The organism is Polaribacter sp. 11A2H, assembly GCF_011379025.1.
Lineage (GTDB): Bacteria > Bacteroidota > Bacteroidia > Flavobacteriales > Flavobacteriaceae > Polaribacter.
The window spans coordinates 64588-79380 of the sequence record NZ_WTLD01000005.1 but is presented as its reverse complement, the minus strand read 5'-3'; the positions used below and the strand labels follow the sequence as shown (position 1 = coordinate 79380).

General features: G+C 29.0%; 14 protein-coding genes. 6 read left to right on the top strand and 8 right to left on the bottom strand.

The annotated features are described in order from the left end of the window. Positions 1 to 15: 15 nt before the first annotated feature. A complete protein-coding gene (locus GQS58_RS07955) occupies positions 16 to 687 on the bottom strand; it encodes a DUF2461 domain-containing protein (protein WP_166384632.1) in 672 nt (223 codons plus the stop codon). Between the two features lie 236 nt (positions 688 to 923). Between GQS58_RS07955 and GQS58_RS07950 the strand changes: the two genes are divergently transcribed. After that, complete coding sequence (locus GQS58_RS07950; RefSeq protein ID WP_166384630.1) at positions 924 to 1736, top strand: DUF1853 family protein; 813 nt, start codon at positions 924 to 926, stop codon at positions 1734 to 1736. Between the two features lies 1 nt (position 1737). Here the strand turns inward: GQS58_RS07950 and GQS58_RS07945 are convergent, their stop codons facing one another. From GQS58_RS07945 to GQS58_RS07930, 4 genes are read right to left on the bottom strand one after another with little or no spacing between them, the layout of a single operon-like run. Further along, positions 1738 to 2472: a head GIN domain-containing protein gene (locus tag GQS58_RS07945; protein WP_166384628.1), complete on the bottom strand. Its 735-nt coding sequence runs from the start codon at positions 2470 to 2472 to the stop codon at positions 1738 to 1740. A 36-nt stretch (positions 2473 to 2508) separates the two neighbouring features. Continuing rightward, positions 2509 to 3582 carry a hypothetical protein gene (locus GQS58_RS07940; RefSeq protein WP_166384626.1) on the bottom strand — a complete coding sequence of 358 codons (1074 nt, stop codon included), beginning with the start codon at positions 3580 to 3582 and terminating at the stop codon, positions 2509 to 2511. Beyond that, positions 3566 to 4090, bottom strand: coding sequence for a hypothetical protein (locus GQS58_RS07935; RefSeq protein ID WP_166384624.1), 525 nt, complete (start codon positions 4088 to 4090; stop codon positions 3566 to 3568). The genes GQS58_RS07940 and GQS58_RS07935 overlap by 17 nt, the downstream gene beginning before the upstream one ends. Further along, the gene (locus tag GQS58_RS07930; protein ID WP_166384622.1) at positions 4080 to 4646 is read right to left on the bottom strand and encodes an RNA polymerase sigma factor; all 567 of its coding nucleotides are present in this window, start codon (positions 4644 to 4646) and stop codon (positions 4080 to 4082) included. The genes GQS58_RS07935 and GQS58_RS07930 overlap by 11 nt, the downstream gene beginning before the upstream one ends. Positions 4647 to 4796: 150 nt before the next feature. On the opposite strand from GQS58_RS07930, the gene GQS58_RS07925 reads away from it, so the two are divergent. Next, on the top strand, positions 4797 to 5456 hold the full coding sequence (locus tag GQS58_RS07925) for a class I SAM-dependent methyltransferase (RefSeq protein ID WP_166384620.1): 660 nt from the start codon (positions 4797 to 4799) through the stop codon (positions 5454 to 5456). Here GQS58_RS07925 and GQS58_RS07920 read toward each other — a convergent pair. Next, entirely contained in the window at positions 5446 to 5820 is a 375-nt protein-coding gene (locus tag GQS58_RS07920; protein ID WP_166384618.1) for a DUF2200 domain-containing protein, read from the bottom strand. The two genes, GQS58_RS07925 and GQS58_RS07920, sit on opposite strands and share 11 nt — an antisense overlap. 229 nt (positions 5821 to 6049) lie before the next feature. Between GQS58_RS07920 and lon the strand changes: the two genes are divergently transcribed. After that, complete coding sequence (gene lon / locus GQS58_RS07915; RefSeq protein WP_166384616.1) at positions 6050 to 8503, top strand: endopeptidase La; 2454 nt, start codon at positions 6050 to 6052, stop codon at positions 8501 to 8503. Positions 8504 to 8827: 324 nt separating this feature from the next. Next, positions 8828 to 9622, top strand: coding sequence for a phosphocholine cytidylyltransferase family protein (locus GQS58_RS07910; RefSeq protein WP_166384615.1), 795 nt, complete (start codon positions 8828 to 8830; stop codon positions 9620 to 9622). Positions 9623 to 9795: 173 nt separating this feature from the next. Here GQS58_RS07910 and GQS58_RS07905 read toward each other — a convergent pair whose 3' ends face one another. Together GQS58_RS07905 and GQS58_RS07900 are read right to left on the bottom strand one after the other, a co-directional pair. Beyond that, entirely contained in the window at positions 9796 to 10311 is a 516-nt protein-coding gene (locus tag GQS58_RS07905; protein WP_166384613.1) for an ankyrin repeat domain-containing protein, read from the bottom strand. Positions 10312 to 10374: 63 nt separating this feature from the next. After that, the gene (locus GQS58_RS07900; protein ID WP_166384611.1) at positions 10375 to 11907 is read right to left on the bottom strand and encodes a catalase; all 1533 of its coding nucleotides are present in this window, start codon (positions 11905 to 11907) and stop codon (positions 10375 to 10377) included. A 102-nt stretch (positions 11908 to 12009) separates the two neighbouring features. Here GQS58_RS07900 and GQS58_RS07895 point away from each other — a divergent pair, with 102 nt between their 5' ends. Both GQS58_RS07895 and GQS58_RS07890 read left to right on the top strand, forming a co-directional pair. Beyond that, entirely contained in the window at positions 12010 to 12933 is a 924-nt protein-coding gene (locus GQS58_RS07895; protein ID WP_166384609.1) for a LysR substrate-binding domain-containing protein, read from the top strand. Between the two features lie 402 nt (positions 12934 to 13335). Further along, positions 13336 to 14445 (top strand): NAD(P)/FAD-dependent oxidoreductase, encoded by a 1110-nt coding sequence (locus GQS58_RS07890; protein ID WP_166384607.1) that lies wholly within the window; start codon positions 13336 to 13338, stop codon positions 14443 to 14445. The last annotated feature ends 348 nt before the right edge of the window (positions 14446 to 14793 follow it).

The following is a 14793-nucleotide window of genomic DNA, read 5'->3' as shown; positions in this document are numbered from 1 at the left end:
GCCAAAACTCAACTATTAAACAATAGTCTCTCCATTTAAGTTCGTCGTTAAAACATCACTAAACAGATTAAAAAACGGACGTAAAGCTTTAAAACTTTTATCCAATTCTTCTAAAAAGTTAGGTGCTAAAACTTCTACATCTGTAAAATTTCGAGTTGCTACAAATCCTTTTTTACGCAATAAATCGATGTCTTTATGTTCTTTGTCAAAACCTCTTGGTGCAGATTTTAATTCATCTCCGCCAAATTTTCCTTCAAAGTATCTTACAAAGTCTTTATGCTCTAAAATTTCTCTAAATTCAAATGAATCTTGTTCAATTTCTTTTCTTAATCTGAATAAATCATCTTTTTCTGGTTGCCAAAATCCTCCACCCAAAAATGTCCCTCCAGGTTTTATTTGCAAGAAATAGCCTCCGCGTAATTGTTTTCCTAATCTGGAAAAAGAAACAGCAAATCTGGGATTGTAAGGTGTTTTATCTTTAGAAAAACGAACATCTCTATAAATACGATAAATTTTCATTTTATCTATTTCATCATGCTTTTCTAAATCCATTTGCATTGCTAAAAATAATTCTTTTAGATTTTTTTGATGCTTTACAAAAGTAGGTTTGTGCTCTGTAAACCACTCTCTATTATTATTTTCTTGTAAATCTTTTAAAAACTGAAAGCTAGATTTTTCGAATTGCATTTTGGTGAAATTTTTAGAGGTTAAACTTACGAAGTTTTTAGATATTATTGATACGGATTTTACGAATATTCACAGAGATGTTTTTTTTCTCGCAAAGACACAAAATTAAAAATTTAGCAATATCGTTTTTGTTGAGAATACTATTTTAAAATGAGCTTTATAAATTACATTATTTATAAAATCGTACTTTTATTTGTGTGCTTAGCATTAAATTAATTTAAATTTGTGTCTTATATATGCATCAAAAAACAAAAGATATTCAGAAAAGGTATGAAGGATTTTTACAAACACATTGTTTGTGGAAAGGCAATACTGTTTGTGGCTTACATCAATTTAAAATTGAATTGAAATCAACAAAAATTGATATAGACATCAATGAAAAACTACGTTTAGGTAAATATATAGAACGTTTTGTTTCTTATCAATTAGCACAAGAAAAATCGATTTCTATTATTTGTGAGAATATTCAAATTCAGAAAGAAAAAATTACGCTAGGTGAGTTAGATTGCGTCTTGTTAAGAGATGAAAAACCAATTCATTTAGAAGTTATTTATAAGTTTTATTTATATGATTCTTCTGTAGGAAAAACAGAAGTAGAACATTTTATTGGTCCGAATAGAAAAGATTCTTTAGTAGAAAAATTAGATAAACTAAAAGACAAACAACTGCCTCTTCTCTACTCTAATGAATGTATATTGTATTTAAAAACCATTAATTTAAAAGCTTCAGAAATAGAACAAGAAGTTTATTTTAAAGGACAATTATTTATTCCTTTTTCTGATAAAAATCTTGAGTTATCAACATTAAATCAAACTTGTATTGCTGGTTTTTACATCAACAAAAACGAGTTAGAACAATTTAAAGATTGTAAGTTCTTTATCCCAAATAAAAAAGATTGGATTTCTATTCCTCATAAAAATGTTGCTTGGTTAAATTTTGAAGGTTTTAGCCTTGTTGCCGAAGAATATTTGCAAAGAAAATTCTCACCACTTTGCTGGTTGAAAAAACAAAATGGCGAGCTTATTAAAATATTTTTAGTTTGGTGGTAATTTAATTTTTATCAACCACACTTCCAGAACCAACCGATTTACTATTAACTTTTGCAGGGTTTCCTTTGTAATAAACATTACCAGAACCTACTAATTTTGCTTCAATTTTAGAACTTACGCTCGTTTTTACACTACCCGAACCAGCAACATTTACATAAATCTCATCCGTTTGTAAACCGTACGCACTAATGTCTCCAGAACCAGCAATAGAACAAGTAAACTCGTTACAACTACCTTCTAAGTTCATATTTCCAGAACCACCAATAGCAGCTTTAATATTGTTCGCATCAACTTTTAAAGTTATGTTTCCAGAACCACCTAAACTAATACTAAAATTGTTTGCCTTAATTAAACTTTCACTTAAAATGTTTCCAGAACCGCCCAAAGCAACACTTTCAATATCTATATAAGGCACTGTTACTGTTAGTTTTTTAGTGGTACTAATATTTGTATTGTTCTTAAACTTTACTTTTAAAGTGCCGTCAGAAACTTCAGTTTCTATAAAAGGAAGTATATTTTCTTCTCCCTCTAAAGTTATTTTACCTTCTTTCCCTTTAACAAGAATTACATCAAAAGATCCACCTATAGAAATACTTTTATACGTTTCTGTAGTTTTCGTTAGCGTAATCAAATTTCCGTTTCCTTTTATTTGTTTACTGCTTCCAAACCAATTTTGTGCATTTATAGTAAAACTGACCGTTAAAATTAAGCTTGTTAAAAGTATTTTCTTGTTCATAATCGTTGTTTTTATTTTATTTTTTTTATTAGAAATCTATTTAATAGTAACCCCTCCGTACTGAGATTTAACTTTAAGTTTAGAGTTACTTTTTCCAATTCCAAATTTACCCTCGTAATATTTATCTGTTGACTTAGAAATATTTTTAGAAAACACTATATTATTCTCATTTCTATTAAAATCTGCATATTGTAAATCTATTTCAAATTCGAAAACTGCATCTGAATCTACACCAATATTTACACCTGCATATTCTGCATTTACCACCACGTTTTGGAAACCTTTTACTAAGTTTTTAACGGTTAAAGATCCATAATCTGTTTCTATAAATAAATTTTTCTTTACAGTACCAAATTGCATACTTAAATAATCTGAATTTCCTTTTATTTCTTCTGCCTCCTCAATATACATAGAACCGTAATCGCAATTAAAAGCTACATTTACAGCATTTTCTATTTTTACAGTAGAATACTTTGCGTTTATTTTTATATTTCCTGATGTTCCTATATTTAGTTTAGAATAATCACTTTTCACAACCCCTTCTTTCATATAATTAATATTTGAAGTTGTGCAATACTCTAAGTTAATATTATTATTTACTGCTGATAAATTTCCAATAGAAACCTTGCCATAATTGCAATTAATAGCTGCGCTTCCATCTAAAATATCTAGGTAAATATCACCATACACATTATTTAAATTTACGGAGTTAGACCTTGGCATTTTAACAACATAATTAATTTTATAATTAATTTTTTTACTTTTCCCCCACCAAGACCAAGCACTTTTTTGGTTGTCAATAATTGTTCTCGCTTCTACTAAAGAAGAATTTGAATTAAAAGCAACATCTATCGTAGAAAGTTTTTCGTTAACATCATCTAAGTCATCACCTTGTATAGTAATCGTTACTTCAATTTCTACCCTATTTTTATCCCAAGTTGTAATGTTTAAATTGCCGTACTTATTGTTTATAATTAGCTTAGCATCTGTATTTACATTAAAAAATTTAGTAATAACCTTATTTTTTTCATGTTTCTTTGTATCAATATTAGCAGACGTTAATAAGGGAATTAAAAGAAATAATAATGTAATTTTATAGATAGGTTTCATTCTTTTCTAAATTAAGATTTTTAACTTGTTCTATCTGTTTTAAAGTGTTTTCTAATACAGATAAACGTTGCTGATAATTTTTAATCATAGCACTAATAACTTTTATTTGCTTACCATTTTTGTTCAATTCCTTCACAAAAGTAGCATATACATCTTCTAACTCTTCTAACTCCTCTAAAGCATTCTCTATAATTTTTTCTGTATCTAAACTTCTATTTTTTTCTAAAGTTTGTAATTCTTGATAAATTGTTGATACAAAATAAGTCTGTACTTCTTCCATCTTAGGAGAAACATCTGCCAAATCTAATTGTCTTTTTTGATGACTAGACCCCAACCAAAAACCAACAACCAAAACTATAGAAGCTGCTACAGACATCCATGTCCAAGAAGTTTTATTTTTTTTTGTTGAATGATTTAGTTTTCGTTCAAAACGGTCTAAATGCCCCGCATGTGGTTCTTGAAAATCGAAATCCTTTTCAGAAAAAAATTGATTTAATTTATCTTCCATACGCTTGTACTTTGCTATTTTCTGCAAGTAACACTTGCTTTAATTTCTTTTTTGCTCTAGAAACAGTGGTTCTTACATTTTCATTTGAATAATCTAAAATCTGTGAAATTTCTTCATAATCATATCCTTCTATTAAATGCAAAGTTAATACCAATCTGTAATTTTCTTTTAAACTTTGTAAACAAGTCAAAACGTTTTTTGCTTTTAAACCGGTATAGTCAATCTCTTCTTCATCTACTTCATCTATAGAAACAACTTCCATCTTTACTTCTTCATATCGGTTATTTTTCTTTAACTGCGTTAAACTTTTATTAATTACAATTCTCTTTAACCAAGCACCAAAAGTAACTTCCCCCTTATAACTGTCCATCTTTGTAAAAACCGTTAAAAACGCTTCTTGCATAATATCTTCCGCCTCAAAACTGTCTTTTAAAATGCGATAAGCAGTATTGTACATTGCATGGTAATATGCTTTATACAAATCTAATTGCGCGTTTTTATCCGACTTTTTGCAGCGTTTTATAAGGTTGGTTATATGTGGTTGATTAGTTTCCAATAAAACGTTTGTATTCTATAGACTACATTCTTTTTAATTTGTGACAGTTTGCAAAAATAAAAATACTCTTTTTTTATGTGAGATCCATTTTTAAGTATTTGTTGTTACATTTGAACCCTAATAATTGTGCGTGTTTTACTTTAAATTTCTATGGATAAAAAAACAAAGAAACCTTGGCCAACAAAAAAGGCAATGGAACAAGTTTACGAAATGAATCTTTGGGGAAGCAACAACGCTGAGTTTTATTCTGGTTCGGGCTCTCATCAACCAGAAATAATAGCACCTTATATAAAAACTATTAGTTCTTTTTTAACTTCTTTTAAAAGCCAAATTACTGTTTTAGATTTAGGATGTGGAGATTTTAATATTGGTAAAAACTTTGTAAAACTTACTCAAAAATATACGGCTATAGATATTGTCTTAGAATTGATAAAACACAATAAAGAAAACTTTAAAGCAGATAATTTAAAATTTGAATGTTTAGATATTGCTACGGATAATTTACCAATAGGAGATTGTATTATTTTAAGGCAAGTTTTGCAACATTTATCTAATGCAGAAGTACTAAGTGTTGTAGAGAAATTAACAAATTATAAATATGTTATTCTTACAGAACATCTTCCTTGTGATGATTTTATTCCTAATAAAGATATTATTTCTGGACAGGGAATCCGAATTAAAAAGAAAAGCGGAATTGACTTATTAGCGACACCTTTTAATATGAAGGTTAAAGAAGAAAAAGAATTATTGTCTTATACCTTAGAAGACGGAAAAGGCAAAATTGTGACTACACTTTATACTATTTTTTAGGCGCTTGCCTTAGTATCTTTTCCATCTTTTTCCCCTTCGCTAACTCATCAACTAATTTATCTAAATAACGAACTTGCTGTGTTAAAGAATTCTCTATCTCCTCTACTCTATAGCCACAAATCACACCCTTTATCAAATGTACATTTGGATGTAATGTTGCATTTTTAAAAAAAGTTTCAAAGGTAACTTCAGTAACTATCAGTTCTTTTAACTCTTTTTCATTATAACCAGTTAACCATTCAATTACTTCGTGTAATTCAGCGATACTTCTTCCCTTTTTTTCCACTTTTGTTACATAATGAGGATACACAGAAAAAAAATTCATATTTGCAATACGTTCATCATGATGACTTGTATCTTTCAAAATTGGAAATTAATTATTTTATTCAATCAAATTTACTAAAATTATAATAAGTTAAATACTTTAAAAGGAATCTAAACTATTTTAACCTTGGCATAACAATTGTTTTTATATATTAGAGATTAAGAAAAAATATTATTACCTTCTTGATTATCAATAAACTAAAAACAACGAATTGATATTGATCTTAAACTTTTTAAGAATCAATGTCAGTATGACAGAGATATAACAGATGAGCAAACCAAAAATAATGCATTTAGACAATATGTCGCTACATAGTATGTTGAATGAAGATTCTGAATTAATTCCGTTAATGACTCCAGAAGATGAGGAAATTATTAATAAGGAAAGCGTTCCAGAAGTTTTATCCATTTTACCTTTAAGAAACACCGTATTGTTTCCTGGTGTTGTAATACCAATTACAGCAGGTAGAGATGCTTCTATTCAATTAATAAAAGACGCTAACAAAGGCGATAAAGTAATTGGAGTGGTTGCGCAAAGAAATGAAGACGAAGAAGAACCTACTTTAAAAGACATTCATACAACTGGTGTTGTTGCGCAAATTTTACGTGTTTTAAAAATGCCCGATGGTAACACAACCGTTATCATTCAAGGTAAAAAACGTTTCGAGATCGATGCAATAATTCAAGACAAACCGTATTTAAAAGCAACGGTAAAAGAAGCGTTAGAAGACAGAAGTGTAGATGACGAAAAAGAATTTGAAGCAATTATAGAGTCTATTAAAGAACAAGCTTTAGAGGTAATTAAGGAAAACCCAATGTTACCTAGTGAAGCTTCTTTTGCTATTAAAAATATAAAATCAGATTCGTTTTTGGTGAATTTCATTTCATCTAACATGGATTTATCAGTAGCTCAGAAACAAGTCATTTTAGAAAAAGACAATCTAAAAGAACGTGCTTTATTAGCGTTGAAAAACCTAAACAAAGAGCTTCAGAAATTAAAATTACGTAATGATATTCAGTCTAAAACTCGTGAAGATTTAGACCAACAACAACGTGAATATTATTTAAATCAGCAATTAAAAACCATTCAAGATGAATTAGGTGGTGTTTCTAATGACGAAGAGTTAGAAGAAATGCGCAAGCAGGCTAAAACTAAAAAATGGAGCAAAGAAGTTGGTGAAACTTTTGAAAAAGAGTTAAATCGATTAAAAAGAATGAATCCGCAAGCTGCTGAATATGGTGTTCAGAGAAGCTATTTAGAATTGTTGCTAGAGTTACCTTGGGGAATTTACTCAAAAGATAAATTCGACTTAAAATTTGCTACTAAGGTTTTAGATAGAGATCATTTTGGTTTAGAAGAAGTAAAAGAAAGAATTATAGAACACTTAGCCGTTTTAAAGTTAAGAGGAGATATGAAATCGCCAATTATCTGTTTATACGGACCTCCGGGAGTTGGTAAAACTTCTTTAGGGAAATCTGTAGCAGAAGCATTAGGACGTAAATATATACGTATGTCTTTAGGTGGTTTGCGTGATGAAGCAGAAATTAGAGGACACAGAAAAACATATATTGGTGCTATGCCAGGGCGTTTAATTCAGAACTTAAAAAAAGCTGGAACTTCGAATCCTGTTTTTGTTTTAGATGAAATTGATAAACTAAGTAACAGTCATCAAGGAGATCCTTCTTCTGCAATGTTAGAGGTTTTAGATCCTGAACAAAATGAATCTTTTTACGATAATTATTTAGAGGTTGGTTACGATTTATCTAAAATACTTTTTATTGCTACCGCGAATAACTTAGGCCAAATTCCTTGGGCTTTGCGCGATAGAATGGAAATTATAAATGTTACTGGATATACAATTGAAGAAAAAATAGAAATTGCTAAAAGACATTTATTACCAAAACAATTAAAAGAGCATGGTTTAGCAACTGCACATTTAAAGTTAGGTAAAAAACAATTAGAGCAAATTGTAGAAGGTTATACAAGAGAGTCTGGAGTACGTGGTTTAGAAAAGAAAATTGCAAAAGTGGTTCGTTTTGCTGCAAAATCTATCGCTTTAGAAGAGGAATATGACATTGCTATTTCTTCAGAAAAAATAGAAAAAATCTTAGGAACTCCAAGGTTTAGAGATAAATTCGAGAATAATGAAGTTGCTGGTGTAGTTACTGGATTAGCTTGGACAAGCGTTGGTGGAGATATTTTATTTATAGAATCTATTTTATCTAAAGGAAAAGGAAATCTTTCTATTACAGGTAATTTAGGAAATGTGATGAAAGAATCTGCAACGATTGCTTTGCAATACATAAAATCGAATGCAGAAGAATTTGGTATTAAACAAGAAATTCTAGAAAAATATAATGTACACATTCACGTACCAGAAGGCGCAACACCAAAAGACGGACCAAGTGCAGGTATAACTATGTTGACTTCTTTGGTTTCTTCTTTTACACAACGTAAAATTAAAAACAAATTAGCCATGACTGGCGAAATTACTTTACGTGGAAAAGTGTTACCAGTTGGCGGAATTAAAGAAAAAATATTAGCTGCTAAAAGAGCCAATATTAAAGAAATTATTCTGTGTAAAGAAAACGAAAAAGATATTTTAGAAATAAAAGAAAGCTACTTAAAAGGTATGACTTTCCATTATGTTACAGAAATGAAAGAAGTAATAGAAATTGCACTTACAAAGCAAAAAGTTAAAAATGCAAAGAAATTAGTATAAATAACTATTTCATAAACTAATAAAACCTCTATTTTACTGATATCAAATAGGTAATTAGAGGTTTTTTTACGCCTTTTAGAAAATGATTTTTTTATTTAATAAATTGTTAAAAATAAATAGTACCATTCAACTTAGGATAGTAAATTTGCCAAAAAAGGATTTTAAATAAACAATTATACAAGTCAATTATTACATTAATAGACTTTATAAATGTTCTTTAAATTATCTATAAACAAAATATTAAATCATTCAATTTAGTAAACATAAAAGCTTTTAAAAATGCTTTTATGTTTTTTTTTGATAGTATCCCCTAATTAATATTACATGACGAATACTTCTGAAAAGAACACCAACAATAATAGAATTACTACAGCTTTATTACTTGCTGCCGGAACCGGAAGTCGCCTTTTTCCTATCACTAAAGACGCTCCAAAATGCTTAACCTTAGTCAATGAAAAATCGATGTTGGCGCGTTTGGTTACCAATTTAACAGCACAAGGTTTTACACGTCTTATCATTGTAACAGGTTACAAACAAGAATGTATTGTAGACTTTTTAGGTAATCAAAAAGAAGGTTTAAATATTGAGTATGTACACAGTCCGTTATACAAAACCACCAACAATATTTACTCACTTTGGATGGCGCGTAATAGCATTAAAGAATCGTTTGTTTTAATAGAAAGCGACTTGGTTTTAGAAACATCCTTACTAACCAATATGGTGTATCCAGATAGAATGGCTGTAGCAAAAATGCAACCTTGGCTTAACGGAACCACAGTAACGATTAACAACCAAAATAAGGTAATTCAGTTTCAAGCAGGCACTACAGAAGCATATTCAGAAACACGTTATAAAACGGTAAATATTTATAGTTTCTCATTAGATTCTTGGCAAGAAGTTAGTAAAAAACTAAATCAATATATTGAAGAAGGAAGTGTAAATTCTTATTATGAAACTGTTTTTTCTGATTTGGTAGATGAACAAAAATTACAATTAGAAGCCGTTTCTTTCGATAAAAAACCTTGGTATGAAGTAGATAATATTGAAGATTTAGCGGAGGCAGAAAAATTATTTCCAGTAATTGTAGAGGAAGAAGAAATTGAATATGCCTTATATTAAATATTCTTTTAAAAGCTGTTTACTGCTTATAATTTATCTTAAGCAAAGTCAAAAAAACAATATCTTTTTCAATAGAGATTTCTGCTAAAAGCAGTTTTCTCTATTAAAAAAGGATGTCGTTTCAATAAGGACTAAGCTTGTTTATTCATTTTATTAAAAGCTAAAATATTTAATTACTTATTTAAAAGTGCTATCACAGCGGTATTTCCTTGCATAACCGCATGTTTTAAAGCAGTATTTCCTCTATTATCTGTTAAATTTTTATCAGCATTATTAGCCAATAAATATTTTACAATTTCTGTATGACCAAAAGTACTTGCATAAATTAAAGCAGTTGCTCCGTTATAATTTTGTGCATTAACTTCTGCTCCATTTTCTATCAATATTTTAACAATAGAAATAGATCCTTTAAAACAAACGCCCATTAAAGCTGTGTTACCAGATGCATCTTTAGCTTCTACGGCAACTCCTTTTTCTAATAAAAAAGCAACAACTTTTAGTTGGTTATTATAAGCCGATAAAATTAAAGGAGTAAAACCTTTAGTATCTGCTGTGTTTATAACATTATTGTCTAAAGTATAAAGAGCTTTAATTTTATCTAAATCACCATTTCTAGAAGCATCAAAAATAGACTGAGCAGAAATAGTAGATGATAAAATTAGAATTAAAATAAATGTAAGTTGTTTCATAATATATGTAATTTACAAAGAGGAAGCTTAAACTTCCTCTTTGTAATTTGTTTTGTTATTTACTTAGTGGTTCATAAAATCTTTTGCAGAAAAACCAAGAGACTTTGCTACTCTCATTCCATACTCTTTATCTGCTTTATAGAAATAAGTAATCATTTTCATTTGAATCTTTTTATCAGTAACCTGACCTAAATCTCCTTTTAAATTTTTAATTAAATTATCTTGTTGTTGCTTAGAAAGCGATCTATAAAAATCTCCTACTTGTGCAAAATCATTTGTTTTAGAAATCTCTTTTTGTGTAATTGTTACGTTTGTTAGTGTAGTTTCCACTTGTTTATATTGTGGGTCTTCAACTAAAGAAGATCTACTACTTGGTTGGTAATTTACATCTGGGTTTTCAAATCTTTTGTTTCCGGCACTTAACCAACCATCAGAATTATAATTATTAGGATTTTTTAAAGGCTTATTAATTTCTAATTGCTGAAAATTAGGTCCTAATCTATGTCTTTGCGTATCAAAATAAGAAAACAATCTTCCTTGTAAAAGTTTATCTTCAGAAGGTTCTACACCTGGTATTAAAGCAGCCGGAGAAAAAGCAATACTCTCTACTTGTTCAAAATAATTTACTGGGTTTTGGTTTAAAGTCATGGTACCAATCTTAATCTTTTCAATCTTATCTGCTGGCCAATCTTTGGTAGCATCTAAAGGCCAAAAATTAAAAGAATGCATATCTTCTGGCTTTATCAATTGCACATATAAATCCCATTGAGGATAATTTTTATCAGCAATATCTTTACGTAAACTTACCGTTGCATGTTGCCAATCTTTACCTTGTTGTATCGTTGCTTCTTCTGCTGTTAAGTTTTTTTCTCCTTGTTTAGAAACCCAAGAATACTTTACATAGGTTACTTTACCGGCTTTATTAATCCATTTATAACCATGTACACTACTTCCGTTCATATATTGGTAGCCTTTTGGAGTTCCTAAATCTGTATACAATCTCGTAATTAGATGTGTAGATTCTGGTTGATGAGAAAAGAAATCGAAAAAACGATTAGGATCTTGCTTATTCGTTACTGGAGAAGGTTTTAAAGAATGCACCATATCTGGAAATTTAATAGCATCTCTAATAAAAAAGACAGGTAAATTGTTACCAACAATATCATAATTACCTTGTTCTGTATAAAATTTTACAGCAAAACCTCTAGGATCTCTTGCTGTTTCTGGAGAACCTTTTCCGTGAATTACGGTAGAAAAACGAACGGCTAAATCCGTCTTTTTTCCTGCTTCTGCAAATAATACAGCTCTAGTGTAATCAGACATATCTTTTGTTGCTTCAAAGTAACCAGACGCTCCTGCTCCTCTTGGGTGCACTACCCTTTCTGGAGTTCTTTCTCTATCAAAAGCCGCTAACTTTTCTATTAAATGAATATCTTCTAATAAAACAGGTCCGTACTCGCCTACCGTTTTAGAATTTTGATTGTCACCAACAGGAACTCCTCCATTTGTTGTAATTGTGTTTTTGCCGCTATTATTTTGTGCAAATCCAAAAAGGGCTACAGATAAAGCGATAAATGTTATTAATCGTGTTTTCATTTGTAATTGATTTTATTTATAATTAAAGTACAAATATCAATCAGCCCCTCTCATAAATCAAATTAATAGTTTATATCCTTGTATTACTAAAATCAATATAACATGACCCTCCAACAATTAGAATATGTAATTGCCCTAGACACCTATAGGCATTTTGTAAAAGCTGCCGAAAAATGTTTTGTTACCCAACCAACAATTACAATTCAAGTTAAAAAGTTAGAAGACGAAATTGGTTTTTCTATCTTCGATAAAAGTAAATCTCCATTTAAACCCACAAATTTGGGCGAAGTATTTATTAATAAAATTAAAGTAATATTAAGGGAAGTTAGCGAGTTAAAAAACATGGTAAATACCGAATTAGATAGTATGAACGGTGTTTATAAAATAGGAATTATCCCCACTGTTTCTCCCTATTTAATTCCATTAATTTCTGGTTCATTTTCAGAAAAATACCCAAACACCACATTAATTATCGAAGAAATGCAGACAGAAAACATTATTGCTGCATTAAAAAATAAAGAAATTCACATTGGTATTTTAGTAACTCCGCTTAACGAATCTTTTATAAGAGAAATAAAATTATACAACGAACCATTTGTGTTTTACGGACAAAAAGGACAGTTTCCGGAAGATAAAAAAGTAGTTTCTGCAAAAGAAATAGAAAATTTAGATAATATTTGGCTGTTAAAAAGCGGACATTGTTTTAGAAATCAGGTTTTAAAGATTTGCTCTAAAAACACAAACCCAAAAAGTATTCAATTTCAAAGTGGTTCTATAGAAGCTTTAAAAAAGATGGTAGATAATTATGGCGGATTTACCTTAGTACCCGAAATGGCGATTAATAAAAACGACATTGGTTGTCATATTAATTTCGAAGATCCAAAACCGATCAGAGAAGTTAGTATAGCAATACATCATTCTTTAGCAAAAGACCATTTAATAGACGCTATTCGATTAGAGGTTTTAAATAAAATACCGACAGAATTTGTAAAAAACAACCGATTTATTAAAATTAATTGGAAGTAATTTAAAATTCTTTTTTAGAAGCTATTTCCTGCTTTCCACTATATCTTTTTTTTCGTCCCTAAAAAAAGGATGTCGTTTCAATCAGGGCTAAACTTGTTTGTTCACTTTATTTAAAAACAAAAGACTCATATAAATTCTATTTATTATTAAACCTTAAAAAAAAGTAAAATCACTTTTTAAAACGGTTCTATAATCTAATTTTAATACTTAACCTCTCCTTCTTCCATAAGAACAAAAACTAACGTTACATTAAAAAATAACTAGTATCTAAGAACTCATTTAAACTACTAACTATAAACAAACTAGCACTCTATAAAACTCATATATTAAAATCTTTATTTTATCTATTTTATTTTTATTATAATTAAAATAGAATTATTTTACACCAATATTTAAAAGTCTATGAATAATTTTGATGTAGTTATTGTTGGTGGTGGTACTGCTGGTTTAATGTTAGCTAGAGAGCTTGGTAATTTTAAACAAAAAACACTTATTTTAGATAGAAAAGATAATTTATTAGAGTTTTCTTTTAACACACTTGGTAGTTTTATAAATTTAGAAGATTTCAATTTATCTACAGAAGTTGTAGCACAACAAATAGATACACTCGTTTTTCAATCTAAAAGGGTAAAAAGAGAAATTAAAAACATTAATATGTATGTTTTAGACAAAAAGAAACTGCATGAAGAACTTATTAATTCTTTAGACACAAACTACGTAACCATAAAAACTGAAGTTCATATTAAAGATGTTTTAAAAGATGATGCGGGGCTATTTACCTGTGTTACAGATAAAAATGAAAACCAATATTTTGGAAAAATTATTGTGGACGCATCTGGTACAAATGGAATTATTAGTAAAAAAATAGGATTAAGACAAAAGAAAGGAAAACTAGCAACTGGAGTTGAATATAATGTTGAGTATTTAGGAGAATCAAATAAAATGTATCTTTTAAGTGGTAAAGATTATCAAGGTGGTTATGGGTGGATTTTTCCATTAAAAAATAAAAGAGCAATTATTGGTTTTGGAACCTACAATGAAGCCATTATAAAAAATTTAAAACCTAGGTTAAATGAGGTTTTAAACTTACCATTAATTAAAAAATTAGTTAGAAAAGATAATGACAAAGTAGAAGGTGCTAGCGTACCAATTACCCCCGTCTTAGAAAAATTTGTAATTAATAACTTAGTTTGTGTAGGTGATAGTGTTTCTCAAGTAAACCCTATTGTTGGAGAAGGTTACAAGTTTATTTTTGAAGCGGCTATAATGGCAAGCAAGGCTATACATAAATCTTTACAAGAACAAAATATCAATTTTTTAAGTGAATATGAAACTGAATGGAAAAATAGATTTTCAGCAAACTATAAGCGTTCTAAAAGTGCACAAGAAAAAATATTTAAGTACTCTAATAATGATGTTGTAATGGATATAGCATTACTATCAATGAGACTGCGTTCTAATGATAGAATTATCCGTTCTATATCCGGTGAATATGGACTTGAAAAAAATTAAATTTTATAATATAATCTAAATAAAAACCTCTAAAACTGAAATTCAATTCAATTTTTAGAGGTTTAATTTTTTGAATAACTAATATTTAATTTATTATACCCCCTCATTATCTGTATTTAATCACTCACCTCCTTTAGAGTCATAAAAAAAGCATCAAACTCATACCTATCAAAAATTACGCATCCCGTCTTGGTTTTTAATATCTATTACATAAAACCTTTTTGAATCAATCTAAAGAAATTTCTCAGACTTCAAATCAGCTTATTTTCTTTGGTAAATGAATTACTTCTCCAGTATTACAATAGATATCTTACTATTATACCTTTCTGTAACTCTTATAAAAACACA